The 18,783-nt window shown below is 41.2% G+C and carries 15 protein-coding genes and 1 pseudogene; 9 read left to right on the top strand and 7 right to left on the bottom strand.

Features of this window, described 5'->3' with window-relative positions; translation table 11 throughout:
* Nucleotides 1–34: 34 nt before the first annotated feature.
* Complete coding sequence (locus V7K84_RS15915) at nt 35–994, bottom strand: protochlorophyllide reductase (RefSeq protein WP_334839384.1); 960 nt, start codon at nt 992–994, stop codon at nt 35–37.
* An 860-nt stretch (nt 995–1,854) separates the two neighbouring features.
* Here V7K84_RS15915 and V7K84_RS15910 point away from each other — a divergent pair.
* The 6 genes from V7K84_RS15910 to V7K84_RS15885 all read left to right on the top strand — a co-directional run bounded on the left by V7K84_RS15910 (nt 1,855) and on the right by V7K84_RS15885 (nt 8,820).
* Nucleotides 1,855–3,219 (top strand): AAA-like domain-containing protein, encoded by a 1,365-nt coding sequence (locus tag V7K84_RS15910; RefSeq protein WP_334839382.1) that lies wholly within the window; start codon nt 1,855–1,857, stop codon nt 3,217–3,219.
* A gap of 164 nt (nt 3,220–3,383) precedes the next feature.
* Entirely contained in the window at nt 3,384–4,967 is a 1,584-nt protein-coding gene (locus tag V7K84_RS15905; RefSeq protein WP_334839381.1) for an AAA-like domain-containing protein, read from the top strand.
* A gap of 325 nt (nt 4,968–5,292) precedes the next feature.
* Nucleotides 5,293–5,529 carry a hypothetical protein gene (locus V7K84_RS15900; protein ID WP_194047619.1) on the top strand — a complete coding sequence of 79 codons (237 nt, stop codon included), beginning with the start codon at nt 5,293–5,295 and terminating at the stop codon, nt 5,527–5,529.
* Complete coding sequence (locus V7K84_RS15895) at nt 5,522–5,806, top strand: type II toxin-antitoxin system RelE/ParE family toxin (RefSeq protein WP_334839377.1); 285 nt, start codon at nt 5,522–5,524, stop codon at nt 5,804–5,806. Before V7K84_RS15900 ends, V7K84_RS15895 begins: the two co-directional genes overlap by 8 nt.
* A gap of 235 nt (nt 5,807–6,041) precedes the next feature.
* Nucleotides 6,042–8,201 carry a DNA helicase RecQ gene (gene recQ, locus V7K84_RS15890; protein WP_334839669.1) on the top strand — a complete coding sequence of 720 codons (2,160 nt, stop codon included), beginning with the start codon at nt 6,042–6,044 and terminating at the stop codon, nt 8,199–8,201.
* A 46-nt stretch (nt 8,202–8,247) separates the two neighbouring features.
* The gene (locus tag V7K84_RS15885; RefSeq protein WP_334839375.1) at nt 8,248–8,820 is read left to right on the top strand and encodes a Uma2 family endonuclease; all 573 of its coding nucleotides are present in this window, start codon (nt 8,248–8,250) and stop codon (nt 8,818–8,820) included.
* A 138-nt stretch (nt 8,821–8,958) separates the two neighbouring features.
* Here the strand turns inward: V7K84_RS15885 and V7K84_RS15880 are convergent, their stop codons facing one another.
* Nucleotides 8,959–9,126 carry a hypothetical protein gene (locus tag V7K84_RS15880; protein WP_334839374.1) on the bottom strand — a complete coding sequence of 56 codons (168 nt, stop codon included), beginning with the start codon at nt 9,124–9,126 and terminating at the stop codon, nt 8,959–8,961.
* A gap of 656 nt (nt 9,127–9,782) precedes the next feature.
* Here V7K84_RS15880 and V7K84_RS15875 point away from each other — a divergent pair.
* Together V7K84_RS15875 and V7K84_RS15870 are read left to right on the top strand one after the other, a co-directional pair.
* A pseudogene (locus tag V7K84_RS15875) lies at nt 9,783–11,018 on the top strand (glycosyltransferase family 4 protein); the annotation flags it as partial.
* Nucleotides 11,019–11,488: 470 nt separating this feature from the next.
* Nucleotides 11,489–13,216, top strand: a complete 1,728-nt coding sequence (locus V7K84_RS15870) for an Rqc2 family fibronectin-binding protein (protein ID WP_334839370.1) — start codon at nt 11,489–11,491, stop codon at nt 13,214–13,216.
* Between the two features lie 100 nt (nt 13,217–13,316).
* On the opposite strand, the gene V7K84_RS15865 is transcribed toward V7K84_RS15870, so the two are convergent.
* The 3 genes from V7K84_RS15865 to V7K84_RS15855 all read right to left on the bottom strand — a co-directional run bounded on the left by V7K84_RS15865 (nt 13,317) and on the right by V7K84_RS15855 (nt 16,708).
* Nucleotides 13,317–13,643, bottom strand: a complete 327-nt coding sequence (locus V7K84_RS15865) for a helix-turn-helix domain-containing protein (protein WP_334839368.1) — start codon at nt 13,641–13,643, stop codon at nt 13,317–13,319.
* Nucleotides 13,640–14,014 carry a type II toxin-antitoxin system RelE/ParE family toxin gene (locus tag V7K84_RS15860; protein ID WP_334839366.1) on the bottom strand — a complete coding sequence of 125 codons (375 nt, stop codon included), beginning with the start codon at nt 14,012–14,014 and terminating at the stop codon, nt 13,640–13,642. Before V7K84_RS15860 ends, V7K84_RS15865 begins: the two co-directional genes overlap by 4 nt.
* A gap of 63 nt (nt 14,015–14,077) precedes the next feature.
* Entirely contained in the window at nt 14,078–16,708 is a 2,631-nt protein-coding gene (locus V7K84_RS15855) for a DNA polymerase III subunit alpha (protein ID WP_334839364.1), read from the bottom strand.
* Between the two features lie 193 nt (nt 16,709–16,901).
* On the opposite strand from V7K84_RS15855, the gene V7K84_RS15850 reads away from it, so the two are divergent.
* Nucleotides 16,902–18,194, top strand: a complete 1,293-nt coding sequence (locus V7K84_RS15850; RefSeq protein ID WP_334839363.1) for a dicarboxylate/amino acid:cation symporter — start codon at nt 16,902–16,904, stop codon at nt 18,192–18,194.
* A 20-nt stretch (nt 18,195–18,214) separates the two neighbouring features.
* On the opposite strand, the gene V7K84_RS15845 is transcribed toward V7K84_RS15850, so the two are convergent.
* Nucleotides 18,215–18,394 (bottom strand): hypothetical protein, encoded by a 180-nt coding sequence (locus V7K84_RS15845; protein WP_334839362.1) that lies wholly within the window; start codon nt 18,392–18,394, stop codon nt 18,215–18,217.
* A 253-nt stretch (nt 18,395–18,647) separates the two neighbouring features.
* Complete coding sequence (locus V7K84_RS15840) at nt 18,648–18,776, bottom strand: hypothetical protein (RefSeq protein WP_334839360.1); 129 nt, start codon at nt 18,774–18,776, stop codon at nt 18,648–18,650.
* Nucleotides 18,777–18,783: the final 7 nt, after the last annotated feature.

Raw genomic sequence — 18,783 nt, 5'->3', positions numbered from 1 at the left:
AATCATGCACAAGGTAACACCAAGTCCTGTGTCATCACCCAAGCCCAACCAATTTTGCGCTTAGTTCCCACATGCGATCGCCTTTGTCGTCATCGCGAGCTTGAGGAGAGACTTTTTGCACAAAAGACTTGCCATCTTTCTTCTGGCGATTTCCCCAACTCCAATAAATACCGGATTGATTATACTCAGGATCGGCAACCACAGCAGCAACCCGTTCTCCCGCCAACTCCTGAGACACATATCCCCCAGTAATATACTTCTGGAATAATGGAAAGATTTTCTGAAACAGGGGATAGTGGTTTCTAAATAGCGGTGTTTCTGCAACACATCCCGGATAAAGAGAATTGAAGACGATACCGGTTGACTGGTGATAGCGCTCGTGCAATTCCCGCATAGTCAGTACGTTGCAAACCTTGCTGTCTTTGTAAGCTTTAACTGGTTCAAATTTCTTGCCATCAATCATCGATATTGGCTCTTTAAACCCTTCTGCAAAGCCTTGCAAATCGCCCAAGTCGGGACGTGGTGGAATCTTTCCACCCAGTTCGTCTGGATTGTGCGTGACTGTTCCTAAAATTACCAGCCTTGGCTCTAAAGATGATTTCTTCAGATCCTCTATCATCAGGTTGCACAATAGGAAATGCCCTAGATGATTAGTAGTGACAGTTAACTCGTAACCTTCTGGACTGCGTAACGGCTCTTTGATTAAGGGCATATAAATTGCAGCGTTGCACACCAAAGCGTCTAAAGACTTGCCAGTGGCTCGGAAGTTCTTCACAAATTGTCGAACACTTTCCAAGGAGCCAAGGTCAATATGTATGCTGGTATAACTGTTGTAGGGGATTTCCACATCTTGGGCTGCTTTTTGTGCCTTCGCTAAATCCCGACAGGCTAGTACGACATACCATCCTTTTTCAGCAAGAGCTTTTGCAGCATACAAACCCACCCCCGAAGAGGCACCCGTAATTACAACCGTTGGCTTCTGATGTTGTTCCATTCTGTTCAGCTTCCATTGACTGTCTCTAGGATCTCATACCAGTGAGCCATCATTATCACCAGGTTTTTCAGGGCTGTATTTAGGCTGAACTAACGCCCTTCCATCACTCTCAGAAAACAATAATCGAAGCATAAAACTGAAACTATGACTAAATCAAGGTTTAAGGCTTTATTTTCTAATATAAATTCAAAAATGTAGCCAAAACCTGGAAAGTGATGTCTCGTAAGCCTTGCAGCGATTGCTTTCTCCAAGAGTGATGGAAGAGGGCTAACCCTCTTTCAAGAAACAAGACAGGAGACACGAGGCAGAAGGCAAAAGGGAAGAGGATTTTACTTGTTTCTTCCATCCATAACGGAAGCGATCGCGTCCGTAAACAGCTTTTGTCACTTTGGGAGAATCCAATCGCTCAAACGGTTACGGGGCTTTAATTTCTACTTTTTGTCTATAAATTTTAGTTTCTGTTGGAAAATAAAGCCTCAAACCTAGACTAAATCCAAGTCTCAGAATTTGGCTGAGATTACTGTTTTCCGAAAGTGATAAAAGAGGGCTAAGTAAGTGGGCGAGAAAATCCTCAAGTATTTTACGAAATGTAAATACAGCACATACTTTACAAATTCGTTATTTCACCGTTTTTACAAAACTAAATATATATTGGTTTTATCGTGCTTACCGACTTAACCTCTATACAAAAAACCTTCAAAAAAGTAATTATAATAACATTTTTGGTATACTGAAGAATCCAATCATAATTTATTTTTTCTGTTTTCAAATATTTTTTTTTCAGATATATTTCAGATGTATATTACTACTAGGCTGAAAAGTATAAGTAAATTGCCTAGCTGTTTAACAATTTATTGTCTGTGGATAAGCTTCTACAATCTGTAAAAAAAATTCTCCAAGACAAGCCTCTCGATTCAATTCAGTGGTTTGTGCTCTATCAATCGTGGTTGGGTAAAACTTATGGTGAGATGGCAGAGGTATCAGGCTACGGCAACAATTACATCAAGGAAATTGGTTCTGAGTTGTGGCAAGACCTTTCTATAGCACTTGGAAAAAGAATAACGAAAAAAAATCTGCATTTAGCCTTGAATAAACACTTGCAAGACGAGATAGGTAATCAAGAAAATCAAATCCAAGAAAAGTTTGGTGAAGAATCTAGCTTAAAAATTGTTTCTCCAGACTTTTTTTCAGCAAGCAAGATAGAATTTCCTAGCGGCCCTGTAGCACTAGGTTCTCATCTTTACATCAATCGCCCTTCCCTGGAAGAACTTGTTTGTAATGAGATTTTATACCCTGGTTGCTTAATCAGGCTCAAAGCGCCTAGAAAGATGGGAAAAAGTTCTCTGCTCAATCGGATGATTGCTTATGCTAAGGAGCAAGCTTATCAAATTGTCTATTTGGACTTTCAAGAAGCTGACCAAGACGTTTTTGCTTCCCTGGATAAATTTTTGCGTTGGTTTTGTGTAAATGTTAGTAGGCAGTTAAATCTCTTTCCTTGTATAGATGATTTTTGGGATATGGAAATGGGCAGCAAGGTCAGCTGCAAAATCTATTTTGAAGCTTATTTGTTGCAATACATTGATGATAGTCCTGTAGTTTTGGCTTTGAATGAAGTCCATCGGATTTTTGAACATCCCAATATTGCCCAAGACTTTCTACCAATGCTGCGATTTTGGCATGAACAAGCCAAGCAAGATCGGACTTGGCAAAAACTGCGGATGGTAGTAGTTCACACCACAGAAATTTATATTCCGCTTAAGCTCAACCAATCGCCTTTCAATGTAGGGATAACAATTACACTGCCACCATTTACCCTTAAGGAGGTACAGAATTTAGCATTACGTTACGGACTAGATTGGGCAGGAAACTCGGAAGGGATAAAATGCCTTGCACCCCTACAAGCAATGGTAGGAGGACATCCCTATTTGGTGAGCCTTGCATTTTATCATCTATGTCAGGGAGAAATGACGCTGGAGGTGTTATTAGAAACTGCATCTACACCAGTAGGAATTTACGGTCAGCATTTACGAGAACTGTTGACATTACTGCAAGCAGAACCAGAATTAATGTCAGCTATGGAACAGGTAATTGCAACAAATGAAAAAGTGGAGTTAAACGCGATCGCTGCTTACAAGCTAGAAAGCATGGGTTTGGTTCAACTAAACGGCAATCAAGCTAGCGCCATGTGTGAGTTATATCGTCTTTATTTTAGCCAACAGTTTTAAAAGCAAAATAGTGCTAATGCTTCTACTAAATTTACCATCTATTTTTGAGTGTTCATAGTAAGCACTAAAGTTCTAACTATGAACCTAGTTACTCATAGATTTTTTATGATTTTTATCAACTGTCCCAAAATAAACTTTTTTGAAATTAAAAATTAATTAATTAAATGAAAAATTATCGATACCAAGTTGGTGGTACTCTCACTAATGATGCTCCTAGCTATGTTGAGCGCAGAGCGGATGTGGAACTTTACGAAGCTTTGAAACAGGGGGACTTTTGTTACATCCTAAGCTGTAGGCAAATGGGTAAATCCTCACTGATGGTAAAAACAAAGAACCGCTTGCAAAAAGAGGGCTTTAGATGTGCCACTGTTGATATGACTAATATTGGATGTGAAAATATAACTCCAGAGCAGTGGTATAAAGGAATTGTTGGTGACTTATGGTTGAGTTTTAAACTATTAGGAAAAGTAAATTTAAAAGCCTGGTGGCAAGAACAAAACGATCTTTCTTTGATTCATAAAATCAGTCGGTTTATTTCGGAAGTTTTGTTAACTCAGTTTCCTGACGAAAAGCTATTTATTTTTATTGATGAAGTTGATAGTATACTCAGCCTCAATTTTTCTGTTGATGACTTTTTTAGCTTGATTCGGTTTTGTTATAACCAACGAGCAATTAATCCAGAGTATAATCGGATTACATTTGCAATTTTCGGGGTTGCTACACCTTCAGACTTAATTATATATCAAAATCATACTACCCCGTTTAATCTGGGTAAAACCATCCAAGTAAATGGTTTCACCTTTGAAGAAGCTCAACCACTATCTTTAGGACTAGATATTAAAGACAATCATCCCCAGAAAGTTTTGAAAGAAGTATTAGGTTGGACAGAAGGGCAACCATTTCTTACTCAAAAGCTGTGTCGGCTGCTTGTAAATTTATCTCAAGATGATATGGGTAGAAATCTCAAAATTCCCCCTGGCACAGAAAAATTTTGGATAGAAAATGTGGTGCGATCGCACGTCATCGAGAAATGGGAATCACAAGACGAACCGGAGCATTTACGAACTATTCGCGATCGCATCCTCCGAAACGAAAAATTTGCCGCCAGATTGTTAGGAATTTATCAACAAATCCTCCAAGGAATGAAAGTAACAGCCGATGATAGTCGAGAACAGGTAGAACTGTTGCTGTCGGGTTTGGTAATCAAAAAACAAGGTTTTCTCCAAGTAAAAAACCGAATTTATCAAGAAGTTTTCAATTTAGAATGGGTTGGAAAAAAACTAGCTGACTTGCGCCCCTACTACGAAAACTTCAATGTATGGGTAGCCTCAGAAGAAAAAGATAAATCTCGCCTATTGCGCGGACAAGCCTTGATCGATGCTCAAACTTGGGCAAATGGTAAAAGCTTGAGCAACTTAGATTATCGCTTTTTAGCTGCTAGTGAAGAATTAGATCGGCGAGAAGTACAGCAAGCATTAGAAGCTGAACGTGCCCAAGAAGTCGAAGCACGACTTCTTGAGCAACAAAAAAGGCTGGCTCAACAAAAGAAAAATGCCACAATAGTGACACTTTTGCTCGTGGGTATGACTATCAAGTTGGTGATTTCTATAGTGTGGGGAGTATCACTTTTACGAAAGATTGATGTTTTAGAATCACAGCTAAAATGTGCCGAGCCGACTACACCCCTTGAATTTGCTCACTGTCCAAAGTCAAGAGCTGCTAGGGAAACCTCGAATAACGATCGTTAAAAAAACTCTCAATAACCCAAGTGCAGGCGATGTATAGGTTAGTTATCACGAGCAAATTTAAAACAGCTTTCCGAAAATTTACTCGTCGTAATGCTGACTTACTCATGACGATGTTTATTAGCTCAATACAAGTGCGATCGCTAATATCGCTAATATTGTAGCGGCAGTCTTTAAAGTAAAGCCATCTCTCATGTATAAAGGTTGATTTAGTGCGATAAGTTAATATGAGTTTGACGAAGCTCAAAAAGCGATAAGGATAAGACTTACAAGTTTTTTATATCTTACGAGTTCTGTATCAACCCAAATAATTAAGAGGATCGAGCAATTGAGTAACCTAGATAGAGTTTTAGATGCCGCAATGGAGCTTACTTTAGAGCAGCAAGAAATGCTGGTACAAATTCTCAAAAACCGAATTATTGAAAGTCGGCGAGATGAAATTGCGTCAGATGCAGCAGCTTCCATTGCTGAATTTCAAGCAGGTAGGCTCAAAGTCCAGACTGCTGCCGAAGCAATTCAAGAATTACGGGAATATCTCAATAACCCAAGTGCAGCCGATGTATAAGTTAGTTATCACGAGTAAATTTAAAAGAGCTTTCCGAAAATTTACTCGCCGTAATACTGACTTACAGGCCAGAATAGAAGAAACTATTGCTGGTATGGAAAATGACATATTTGCAGCCACCTTGGGCACTCACAAGCTAGAGGGGAAGCTATCAGGATTGCTTTCATGCTCTTGTGGATATGATTGGCGCGTTGTTTTCTCACTGAAAACCGATGGAGAGAGTGGGGAACAAGTTGTTCTTTTGTTAGACATTGGTACTCATGACAATGTTTATTAGCTCAACACAAGTGCGATCGCTAATATTGTAGCGACAGTCTTTAAAGTCAAGCGTAGGCGTAGCCCGTCGTAGACATCGCATCATGTATGATGGTTGATCGGCGTGCGATCGTCAACACAAATGCAGGTCTGGCCAAAGCTACCAATGATGTGAGTTAAAATCCTGATATCTTCAATCACTACTAACGCAGACAGCCCCCGAAAAAGCGTTGGCAAAGCCCACCGTAGGTATCGCTATGCTTCAGTATCCCCATCTCGAACAATCGCTAAAATATCACTTCGGTTACGACCAATTCCGCCCCGGACAACGGCAAATTATCGAAGATGCGCTGCAAAATCGAGATTTAATGGTTGTGATGCCGACTGGGGGGGGGAAATCTCTATGTTTTCAGCTACCAGCATTGTTGAAAAATGGACTAACTGTGGTGGTGTCGCCGTTAATTGCTTTGATGCAAGACCAAGTAGAAGCACTGCGAAATAATAATATTAACGCGACATTTCTCAATAGCAGTTTGAACGCTTACAAAGTGCGATCGCGGGAAGAAGCCATCCTCAGCGGTAAAGTAAAATTACTCTACGTCGCCCCGGAACGTCTGCTGAGTGAAAGGTTTCTACCGTTTCTCGATTTAGTTAAAGAAAAAATCGGTATTTCTAGCTTTGCTATTGATGAAGCGCACTGTGTTTCGGAATGGGGACATGATTTTCGTCCAGAATATCGCCAGTTGAAATCTCTGCGGAAACGCTATCCTGATGTTCCTACTGTCGCCCTCACCGCCACAGCAACCGATCGCGTCCGTAGTGATATTATTCAACAACTAGGTCTGAAGCAACCAAGCATCCATCTTGCCAGTTTTAATCGTGAAAATCTTTATTACGAAGTTCGTCCTAAAACTAAATATGCTTACGCTGAATTATTAGAACTAATTCGAGAAACTGAAGGTTCGACAATTATTTATTCTTTAACTCGTAAAAAAGTTGATGAACTTACTTTTAAACTGCAAAATGATAAGATTGGTGTTCTGCCTTATCACGCCGGATTAACTGATGAGGAACGTAGTAGTAATCAAACGCGATTTATTCGAGATGATGTCCGGGTGATGGTGGCAACAGTCGCCTTTGGGATGGGAATTAATAAACCCGATGTGCGGCTGGTAGTTCACTTTGATATGCCCAGAAATATAGAAAGTTATTATCAAGAATCTGGTAGAGCCGGGAGAGATGGAGAACCATCTCGGTGTACGATATTTTTCAGCTTTGGTGATGTTAAAACAATTGAATGGAGTATCGATCAAAAAACTGACCCTCAAGAACAGTTGATTGCTAAACAACAATTACGTCAGATGATCGATTACGCTGAAGGTACTGATTGTCGGCGAACAATTCAACTGGGTTATTTTGGCGAAAGGTTTCCTGGGAATTGCGGTAACTGTGACAATTGTCGTCATCCCAAACCGATGCAAGATTGGACAATTGAAGCCATGAAATTTTTATCTTGTGTGGCCCGTTGCAAAGAAAGGTTTGGAATGCTGCACATAATTGATGTGTTGCGGGGGGCAAAAAAAGACAAAATTATCCAGTACGAACACGATAAACTTTCTACTTACGGTATTGGTAAAGATAGAACTGTAGATGAATGGCGAATGTTGGGGCGATCGCTTTTACATCAAGGGTTAATAGAACAAACTAGCGATGGTTACTCAGTTTTAAAACTAAATGCCCACAGTTGGGAAGTAATGCGAAAACAACGCACAGTTTCGCTAGCTATAACCACAGTCCAAAAGATTACCTGGGAACAGGAGAGTGAAAAAGCAGAAGTTGCAGAAATATTATTACAGAAGTTGCGATCGCTACGTAAACAATTAGCTGATGAGCAATCTGTACCACCTTACGTGATCTTTCACGATTCCACTTTAAAATTGATGGTACAGGTGCAACCCCAAAACTTAACTGAATTTGCCAAACTTTCTGGTGTAGGTAGTCACAAACTCGCTCAATATGGCGAAAAATTCATTACAGAAATTCGCGCCTACCGCCAAGAAAAAGGTTTGCAAAATAAATCTGCTACTTCCGTATCTTCTGCCAAATCATCTTCTTCTTACACAGAATTGCAGACATTACAATTACATCAACAGGGTTTAAATATCGCTCAAATTGCCGAAAAACGCAATCTTAGTCCAGCAACAGTTAGCAGTCATCTAGAAAAACTAATTGAAAAAAATCAGCCAGTTGATTTAAATCAATTAGTACCTTTAGAACATCAACAAAAAATTTGGCAAGTTTTAGAAGTACTCGGTGATATTTCCCTCACTCCTATCAAAGAACAACTAGGTGAAAGCTACACTTTTGATGAAATTCGCTTAGTGCGGTGTAAGTGGCGGCGCGAAAATCGCAAGTGATGATTTGCTTAGGACAAGTAATAAACAAGATTAAAGGAGTTAGCCGATGAGTGAGATGCTTAATACAGGAGTACGCTGGACAATTCACGATGTGGAACTATTTGCAGAAAATGAAGGGACGCGCTACGAAATAGTTGATGGAGAATTATTTATGACCAGGGCACCTCACTTTAAACATCAGCAAACTTGTGGCAAGATTTTTCGACAACTTGATGTTTGGTCAGAGTCTACTGGTTTAGGAGAAGCTGTAATCAACCCTGGCGTTTTGTTTTCAGAATCAGATAATGTGATTCCTGATGTAGTTTGGGCTACTAAAGAAACCTTGGCGCTAACATTGGATGAAGCGGGACATTTAACTGGCGCACCAGATTTAGTAGTCGAAGTTTTGTCTGCTAGCAACGAAGACCTAAGACGAGATAAAGAAGCTAAACTTAAACTTTATTCTTCCAGAGGAGTAAAAGAATATTGGATTGCTGATTGGCGATCGCGTAAACTAGAGGTCTATCGGCGCGAACAAAGTCAACTTAACTTGGTAGCAACCTTATTTAGTAGCGATAATCTCATTTCTCCGTTATTGCCTGGTTTTAGCTGTACTGTAAACCAGTTTTTTCCTGTATAAATTTTAGGTTGAATGGAAAAACAGCTCTCATTCTTTTCCCAAAACACAATTTGTATCATTTATTATTCAGAAATCGCCTTGCACCAATAACTAAGTTTTCTCCTCATCAAGGCGATATCTATAGATAGTCAGTTGATATTAAGAAAAACTGGGAATTTCAGAGTTAGAATCTTGTGATGTCATAGCAGACTTTGAAGACTCAGTGTTTTGGTTTTTGACAGTCAAAATTACAGATAGCAGCTTAGGCAGTCCTAGACAGGCAACAGTATTTAATATCGTCAGAAATATACCATCTATCAAACTCATATATTAATCTTCTCCGTTTGAAAATTGGTGGTGACTATATTTATTAGTTTGAAGCAAAATCAGTAGAATTGCGTAAAAACAGAATTTAGATTTCTTTTAGAGAATATAAGCTAAATAAATATATTTTTATCAAAACAGAATAAAGGCGTCAGTTGCCACAATGGGCTAAACGCCCCGCTACCGCTAACAGTTGGGTATTTTGAACGAAAAAGCAGATAGCGTCGCGTCTTGATTCTGAATTCTGAATTCTGACTTCTTCTTCAAGTCTTCTGACTTCCTGCTCTGAGATGTCTTAGGGGGTCAAACCCCCTATTCACCAGATATATCCTTGCAAAAGTCAGAGAACTGAGTCTCTAGGTAGAGAGCAAATTAAACTTGCCATATTTATTTATGAAATTAGAGCTAGACATGAATGAAAATATCCGATCTTTATCTATCAAAAGGATGAGATATAGGTATAACAATTTCCTATATCTAAAGAAACTAAATGTTTATTTTTAACTTAGAAGTATACTTCTGACAGAAGATGTTAAAAAAAATTAGACATAGTAAATTAAAATCAATAATAATCAAAGTTCCTAAACAATTCAGGCAAGTGTGCTATATACGTGCTTGGAACAGCCGAAAACTTTGTTAAAATCAGCAACACACAAACTATGAACTCTACCACCGAAAAACGTATCGCCTTGATTTCCGTCCACGGAGACCCAGCGATTGAAATAGGGAAAGAAGAAGCTGGGGGACAAAATGTTTATGTGCGTAATGTGGGTGAAGCACTAGCGCAGCTGGGATGGCAAGTTGATATGTTTACCCGCAAAGTGAGTCTGGAGCAAGACTCGATAGTTGAACATAGCAACAATTGTCGAACTATCCGTTTAAAAGCTGGCCCCCTTGAGTTTGTGCCGCGAGATGAAATTTTTGAATATCTGCCAGAATTTGTAGATAATTTCCTCAAATTTCAAGCAAAAAATGATTTTACATACGAGTTAGTTCATACTAACTACTGGCTCTCTAGTTGGGTGGGGATGGAGTTAAAGAAAATCCAACAGATCAAACAGGTTCATACCTACCACTCATTAGGAGCGGTGAAGTATAACACCATAGAAGATATTCCTCTGATTGCTAGTCAGCGATTAGCAGTAGAAAAAGAGGTGTTAGAAAAAGCAGAGCGAATTGTAGCGACCAGTCCGCAAGAACAGGAACACATGCGATCGCTAGTTTCCACAAAAGGCAATATCGATATCATTCCCTGCGGTACAGATATTCAGCGCTTTGGCTCCATTGCACGAGAAGCAGCCAGGGCTGAATTGGGGATTGATAAAGAAACCAAAGTTGTACTATACGTGGGGCGCTTTGACCAACGCAAAGGTATAGAAACTTTGGTACGGGCGGTAAACGAGTCTCAACTACGCGACTCCAAAAATATCCAGCTAATTATTGGTGGTGGTAGCACTCCAGGTAACAGCGACGGCATTGAACGCGATCGCATTGGGCAGATCGTCAACGAATTGGGAATGAGCGACTTTACCACCTTTGCGGGTCGTTTGAGTCAAGATATTTTACCAACTTATTACGCCGCGGCCGATGTTTGCGTTGTTCCCAGTCACTACGAACCCTTTGGATTAGTGGCGATTGAAGCGATGGCAAGCGGTACACCGGTAATAGCAAGTGATGTCGGCGGACTTCAGTTTACTGTAGTTAATGAAGAAACTGGTTTATTAGCTCCACCGCAAGATGTAAATGCTTTTGCGTCTGCTATTGACCGAATTCTCTTAAATCCAGAATGGCGAGATGAATTGGGTAAAGCTGGTAGAAAGCGCGTCGAAACTAAGTTTAGCTGGGATGGTGTTGCACATCAACTGAGTGAACTTTACACCCAACTGTTGCAGCCACAACCAGTAGCGGCAACAGCAAAAGAACTAGTACAATCAACTGCCGAACTAGTGCAATCAAAGGCAAAAGAACTAGTACAATCAACTGCCGAACTAGTGCAATCAACAGCAAAAAAGCCAGTTTTAGCTGCTAAATAATGCTTTTGCGTAACAGATAATGGTGAGTGAGTAACTCGGATAATATTTTGGGTTTAAATTTGGGAGCGTAGGCGTTGGCGTAGCCTCTCCAAGAGTTGCCCAACCTAGGCATCGCCTGAGCTTGGAAAACTCAACACCAAAAACAAACTGTATAAAAAACGAACTTATCACTTAAACGCAGAAGCTTATCTTATGATAATTTCTGCGTTTTTTGATTCGCAGCTATCACCAAAGCAAGTAACCGCTATGATAGGTGAGGTCTGTTATGCTTTAACTAAACAAAAATAAAAGCATAGCGATCGCTACCATTTGAATGTTAAAAACTAATCGCTTTGCAACCAGTTGACTTTACCACTCTCACAGCTGCTTGTAGCGAAATCCGCGCTAACTGGCTACCATCACGCTTAGAACAGGTTTACCAGCGCGATCGCTACACGATTGCGATGGCATTACGCACCCTAGAACAGCGAGATTGGCTACAGATTTCTTGGCATCCCCAAGCTGCACATATTTGTATTGGCGATCCGCCACCGCGATCGCCTGATACCTTTACCTTTAGCCAACAATTAATACACCAATTGGGTGGTTTAGCATTGGTGGCGATTGAAGCGATCGCCCCTTGGGAGCGTGTGATTGATTTGCAATTTGCCCGTCGTCCTGGAGAAAGCGCGCTATATCATGTCTATGCAGAAATCATGGGCAAGTATAGCAACGTCATTCTCACCGACGCTAACAATATAATTATCACCGCTGCTCATCAAGTCAGTCAGCAACAATCTAGCGTCCGTCCGATCCAAACCGGACAACCTTATGAAACACCACCGAAACTAACTGGAACTGTCCCCAGTTTGAGCGAATCTCAAGAACGTTGGCAAGAACGGGTAAGTTTAGTACCAGGGGCAATCAAGCGGCAATTGCTAAAAAGTTATAGTGGCTTGAGTGCAGCGCTGTTGGAGTTAATGCTGCTAGAAGCAAATATCGCACCAGAAACATCCACCGATACTCTCAACCCCGACGACTGGCGACGGTTGTTTGAACGTTGGCAAGAATGGCTGCAAGCCCTAGATTCCAAAGAATTTCAACCCGCTTGGACAAAAGATGGTTACACCGTCATGGGTTGGGGTGCGGTTGAAAAGGTCAAAAATATCCAAGAGTTGCTCAACCGCTATTACAGTAACCAAATTGACCAACAGTTATTTTCCCAATTGCGCCATCAGTTGAGTCAGAAATTAAATAATATTCTGGCGAAATTACGGAATAAAGCTCAAACCTTTCAGACGCGCTTGCAGCAATCAGATCGAGCCGATGAGTATCGACAGAAAGCTGATTTATTGATGGCTCACCTGCAAAACTGGGAACCGGGGATGAAAGAAATTATCCTGGCTGATTTTGAGACAAATTTGCCAGTTGCGATCGCTCTCCAGCCAGATAAAAATGCCGTCCAAAATGCCCAAAGTCTTTACAAACAGCACCAAAAGCTGAAACGCGCTCGTGCTGCCGTGGAACCACTACTATTGGAAGTGCAGACAGAAATTGAGTATTTAGAACAAGTAGAAGCTGCGATCGCTCAGATAGACACCTACCAAACAGCAGAAGATTTACGAGCTTTAGAAGAAATCCGCGAAGAGTTGATTGGACAAAAGTATCTAGAAGATCCCGAATACCGTAGTCGCAGTGCCAATGAACCTCCCAGCACGAACTTTCATCGTTACCTTACCCCCGGCGGCTTTGAAGTATTAATCGGTCGCAACAATCGCCAGAATGACCAATTAACCTTTCGTGTAGCAGGGGATTATGACCTATGGTTCCACGCTCAAGAAATTCCAGGAAGCCATGTGTTACTACGTCTAGAACCGGGTGCTGTAGCAGAAGAAGCTGATTTGCAATTTGTAGCTAATCTTGCTGCATACTACAGTCGCGCCCGTCAGAGTGAGCAAGTGCCAGTAGTTTACACTCAGCCAAAACACGTTTACAAACCCAAAGGAGCAAAACCGGGAATTGCGATTTACAAGCAGGAAACCATACTTTGGGGAAAACCACAATTAAAAATTAAAAATTAAAAGCATTGGGCATTTCCCCCTGCTCCTCTGCTCCCTCATGCTCCTCATCTGCCCATTCCCCACTACTAATGTCAAGACCCAACATAACTTCCATCCTGCCCTATAGCGATATCACAGTTTCAGCAGATTGTTCCGGCGCATGACGAGGGCGAAGATGCAAACTGATTTCCATATCGAGCCGCTTGAGGAAAATCAGGAGTTTGCCCTCGCTGAACCTTTGAAACTCTCCTTTCATCAAATGAGATACTTCTGGCTGGGGAATGCCAAGAAGTTCGCTGATTTCGCGCTGTTTCAGGTTGCGTTGAGAGAGAAGGCGCAATACCTGAATCCCTATCTTGCCTCGCGTAAAAAGTTCCGAAGCATTCGACAAACCGAGGTCAGCAAATACGTTGCCACTGCTTTCTTCAAAAACGGGTTCCTGTGTCATTGTTGTTTCTCCCTTGCCACTGCGTCCTTATAGCGTTGTTTAATCAGGTCAACATCAGCTTGTGGGGTTTTAATCCCCTGCTTTGATTTCTTCTGAAAAGCGTGCAGGACATAGATTTTCTCTGCAATCTTTACTGCATAGACTGCCCTGTAACTATCGGTATCGTAGCGTTTGACAATTTCATACACGCCGCTTCCAACCCCTTTAAAAGGCTTGGCATCTATTGGTGTTTCCCCTGCTTGCACCAATTGCAGCGAATAGCCTACTGATGCACGCACCTCTTCAGGAAATGAGCGAATATTTTTGAGAGAGTCTCCCATCCAAACCAGAGGTCGTAAAGGAATTTCTGTGATATCCTCATCATCGTCCATTTTATATGAAAATTCCTATAAAAAGTCAGGCGATAGCATGAAATGGGTGGGGTTCTAGGCACTTCAATTCGGTAAACCCTCTACCCGCATCAAATCTAATTCGCGTTCAAATATTTCATCAATTGGCAACATTTGACCATCAGCAGTCATAAATTTATGGTCTTTTGTTGCCCGAATCAATGAACCATCTTCTAAGCAATACTCAAACACCTCTTGTTGTCCGCGATCGTGCCACTGTGCCACAGGTTGCGTGTAAATATTTCCATTATTATCAACACTATACACACTGCATTCGATGCGTTTTTCGACAATTTCTCCAATTGGCATTAATCCATATTCTACAGTCAATATTTCCGTGTCATAGCTTAAACAATATTCCGCAAACTTCAGCATTTGCTCGAATAATTCATCCGCAACTTTTTTCTGTACGCCATTTTTCGCTGCGCCATCCACGAATTTTTCTCGCTGCTTTTGCATCTCAGAAACTTTCTTTTTCCCCATCGCCCGACGCAGCAAGTCAGCTTGTCCTAATGAATATCCAGCCATATCTTGAGCAATTTTCATGATTTGCTCTTGATAGACCATAATTCCATAAGTTTCGTCTAATATTGGTTCCAGAATTTGGTGTTGATAATCAATCTTTTCTCGACCATGTTTGCGGTTAATAAATTTAGGGATTAGTCCTGCATCTAATGGCCCCGGTCGATAAAGTGCCAAAATAGAAGAAATATCTTCTATATTAGAAGGCTTCAAATCTCGCACGATCTGACGCATTCCAGAAGATTCTAATTGAAATATTCCTTCTAACTCACCTGCTTCTAATAACTCATAAGTTTTTTGGACATCTTTTGGTAAACTGCTATGTTCACCTTTAGCTAATATCCTTTGGGCTTTTCTTTCATCGCGGGGAATTTCATCGGGATCGACCCGATATCCTCTCGTTTCTTGAATCAAATCCACAGTTTTTTGAATCAGTGTCAGGTTCCGTAAACCCAGAAAATCCATTTTCAACAAACCCATTGATTCCAGGTCTTCCATGAAATATTGGGTAATTACAGAACCGTCATTATTCTTCTGTAGTGGCACAATTTCATCAAGTGGATCGGCAGAAATTACCACACCTGCTGCATGAACACCAAAAGTTTTGTTAGTTCCTTCAATTCGCATCGCCATATCAAGCCAATGGCGAACATGGGGTTCTTTATCATACTTCTCTTTAAATTCTGGTTCTGGAGTTTTATCAGAAACCATTACCTTGAGTTTCGTTGGTTTCCCCCGCACCACAGGAATCATTTTCGCCATTTTGTCAGCTTCCCCATAGGGAATATTCAACACTCTGGCGACATCTTTCAAAACTGCTTTAGAAGTTAGGCGGTTAAAAGTAATAATTTGGGCAACTCTATCTGCACCATATTTTTCAGTGACATATTCAATCACTTTATCCCGTTGTTCAATACAGAAATCTGTATCAATATCAGGCATGGATTTCCGTTCTGGGTTCAAAAAACGCTCGAATAGTAACCCATGATGTACAGGGTCAATATTAGTAATTCGCATTGCATAAGCGACTAATGAACCAGCCGCCGAACCCCGACCTGGCCCCACAGGAATGTTATTATCTCTAGCAAATTTGATGTAGTCCCAGACAACTAAAAAGTATTTGGAAAAACCCATCTGCTGAATCATTTTCAACTCGTATTCCAATCTTTCTTTATAGACGGAATCGACTTCTTGGCGAGATTTGCGATTTAAGCGTTCTAACAGTCCACTCCATGCAACATCTTCGGCGTAAGTGTCAGCAGTATGGCCAGAGGGAATGGGCGGTGTAGGAATCTGAGGCTCACCCATAATATGGTAAGGCTCGACTTTATCGGCGACTTCTTCAGTGGTAGCGATCGCTTCGGCAATCACATCATCCGTTAAATGGTCGCGAAATAGCTGCTGCATCTCTTCACCAGATTTGAGATACTCTGTGCCGCTATAACGCATCCGCTTATCTTCAATAATTAACTTGCCAGTTTGAATACATAGCAAAGCATCATGGGCTTCAACGTCAAAGCAAGAAATAAAATGTGAATCATTAGTCGCAACAATTTTAATGCCTAGCTCCCGCGCAATTTTGACTATTTCTACATTCACAATTCGGTCTTCTTGGGAACCGTGGTCTTGAATTTCTAAATAATAATCATCACCAAATACATCTTTATACCACTGAGCAACTTTCCGGGCGGCATCTGGTCTATTACTGAGAATCGCTTGGGGAACCTCTCCACCCAAACAAGCGCTGGTGACAATCAAGCCTTCATGATATTCTTTTAATAAATCTTTATTAATACAAGGACGAGAAAAAATTCCTTTACCTTGAACACCTTTAAGGTGAGAAATTGTAGTTAATTTGACTAAATTTTTGTAACCTTTGGTATTTTTAGCTAAAACTACTTGATGATATTTGGGACGGCGTTCTTGTTTCTCAATATCGCCATTAATTACATACATTTCATTGCCGATAATCGGCTTAATATTTTGACTACGGCAGATTTTGATCAGTTCAACGGCTCCATACATGACACCATGATCGGTAAGGGCGATCGCTTTCATTCCCAGTGCGATCGCTCGATCCACCAACTCTGGTAGCTGACTTGCCCCATCAAGTAGACTGTAGTCACTGTGAATATGTAAAGGCACAAAGGACATAAGCATCTCCAACCACAAGCCAAGATATCTCTAGGGGCCTACCTTGTGGTATACCCTTTTGAGCTAGATTTTGCAAAGCAACGGAATCTTAGATTAACAGTTTTTAACCAAAATTAAAGCTGTTCTTTTTCGGGAATTATCACTATCATTAGTGTTGTTTTAATAGTTACAGCAGTTAACCAGTACCTAGCCAATGAGTCAAACAGAGAGAACTACTTCGCCTGAAACCAAAGCTAGCCCTTGGTGGCAGCGTATCCCTCTCACGTTGCAAATTCTCATCGCCTTAATAGCGGCAGTCAGTGTCGGAATTGCCCTTGGTGCGGGAAATCCCAATCCCAGCAACGCCGCTTTAATCAACAATTTAGCAATTCCGGCTGAATTGGTACTAAAGGCTCTCCGCGCCTTGGCTACACCCCTAATTCTGGTAGCGGTGCTGCATACTTTGATGACTACCAATATCCCTGGTACAGCCGGACGGCGGTTGGCAGTGTTACTTTTAACTAACACTACCGTAGCTATTTTGGTGGGACTGTTCGTAGCCAATGTACTGCGTCCGGGAACTTGGGGCAATGTAAACACCTCAACAAGTACAGAAATAGCTCCTCAGAGTCTCGATCCTTGGGGAATAGTCAAAGATGCTGTACCAGAAGCTGTCCTCAAGCCATTGGTGGATAATAATGTCATTCAACTGATTGTGATTGCCCTGAGTTTTGGCATCGTCCTGCGGGGATTAAAATCTGAACAAATCGCCCAAGGGAAGAATGGATTCCAGCCGATAGAGGATGTCATCGGAATTTTATTTGAAGCGGTAGTCCGCATTCTCAATTGGGTAATTGCTTTAGTACCGTTCGCAGTCTTTGGGATTGTAGCCAAAACTATTGCGATGCAGGGCTTTGCACCATTTAAATCTTTAGGTGCATTCATCGTCGCCGTATTGTTAGCACTGGTATTGCAAGCGTGCTACTACCTCATCAGAGTCAAATTTGGTTCTTGGGTACACCCGCTAAAATTCCTCGCTGGTGGTTCTGATGCCTTTTTGACAGCTTTCTCAACTTCTTCCTCAGCGGCAGCAATGCCCATAACCTTTGAGGTTTTGCAAACAAAAGTCGGTTTAAGGGAATCTTCTGCTGCTTTAGGGGCGTTAGTCGGGGCAAATTTCAATAATGATGGTACTGCCCTCTATGAAGCAATGTCTGCGTTGTATATTTCTCAACTAATTGGACAACATCTAAGTCTGACACAGCAGTTAGTTGTCATCCTCACCTCAATTTTTGCATCTGTGGGTGCGGCCAATATTCCCAATGCTGGACTAGTAACGATGACACTGGTGTTCACTTCTGTCGGCTTACCTACCCAGTACATTGCTTTACTAGTTACTGTAGACTGGTTTTTGGATCGCTGCCGCACCGCGATTAATGTTATGGGAGATATGACTGTTAGCGCTCTACTTGACGGCAAAAAGCCTCGTTCTGTGGACGAGGCTTAGTTTGCCAGCTTTTTAGATATCTAATGCTGTTGAGGCCCTTTGGCGTCACATTCTTTAGTCCAGCAACGTTCTAAAAGTTGCAGACGCCAGATCAATACAAACCGTTGGGGATTCAATACTAATTTAGTATCCCGACTAAATAAGGGCTGGTTCAGATACTGCCAAATAGGAAATTTAATTTTGGTGTGTTTTGGAGTCATAAGAACGAGAAAAATAATATAAAAGTTTTGTCTAGCAATTGCCTGATACTGTTTTTCTAGTTAAAGGCTACCCTGCGTTTTTGCGATTGTCCTGGTGGCAATTGCGGAATTTTAGCAAGTGAATTTATGTTGTTTCCGCTTTAATACTGAGAATTGCACGCGCCATTTTTCTGATTCCATATCCAGTGAAAAATTGCTGAATTAGACATAAATTTTGAATTGCTTCTTATCCCACTGTTATCACCCACCGAATTTAGTTGCTGCGAAATCCGATCGCCATTGGACGACGTACCCCCAAAAGTGCTACCACGTCGTACAATTCCAGTACCACCCCTTCTATGCGTAAGGAATGGACAATATCAACGCTTTTCAGGTTTATCACTAGTAAT

The organism is Nostoc sp. (assembly GCF_036917315.1).
Taxonomy (GTDB): domain Bacteria; phylum Cyanobacteriota; class Cyanobacteriia; order Cyanobacteriales; family Nostocaceae; genus Nostoc.
The sequence above is the reverse complement of the archived record's forward strand: the minus strand, read 5'-3'. Positions and strand labels throughout refer to the sequence as shown.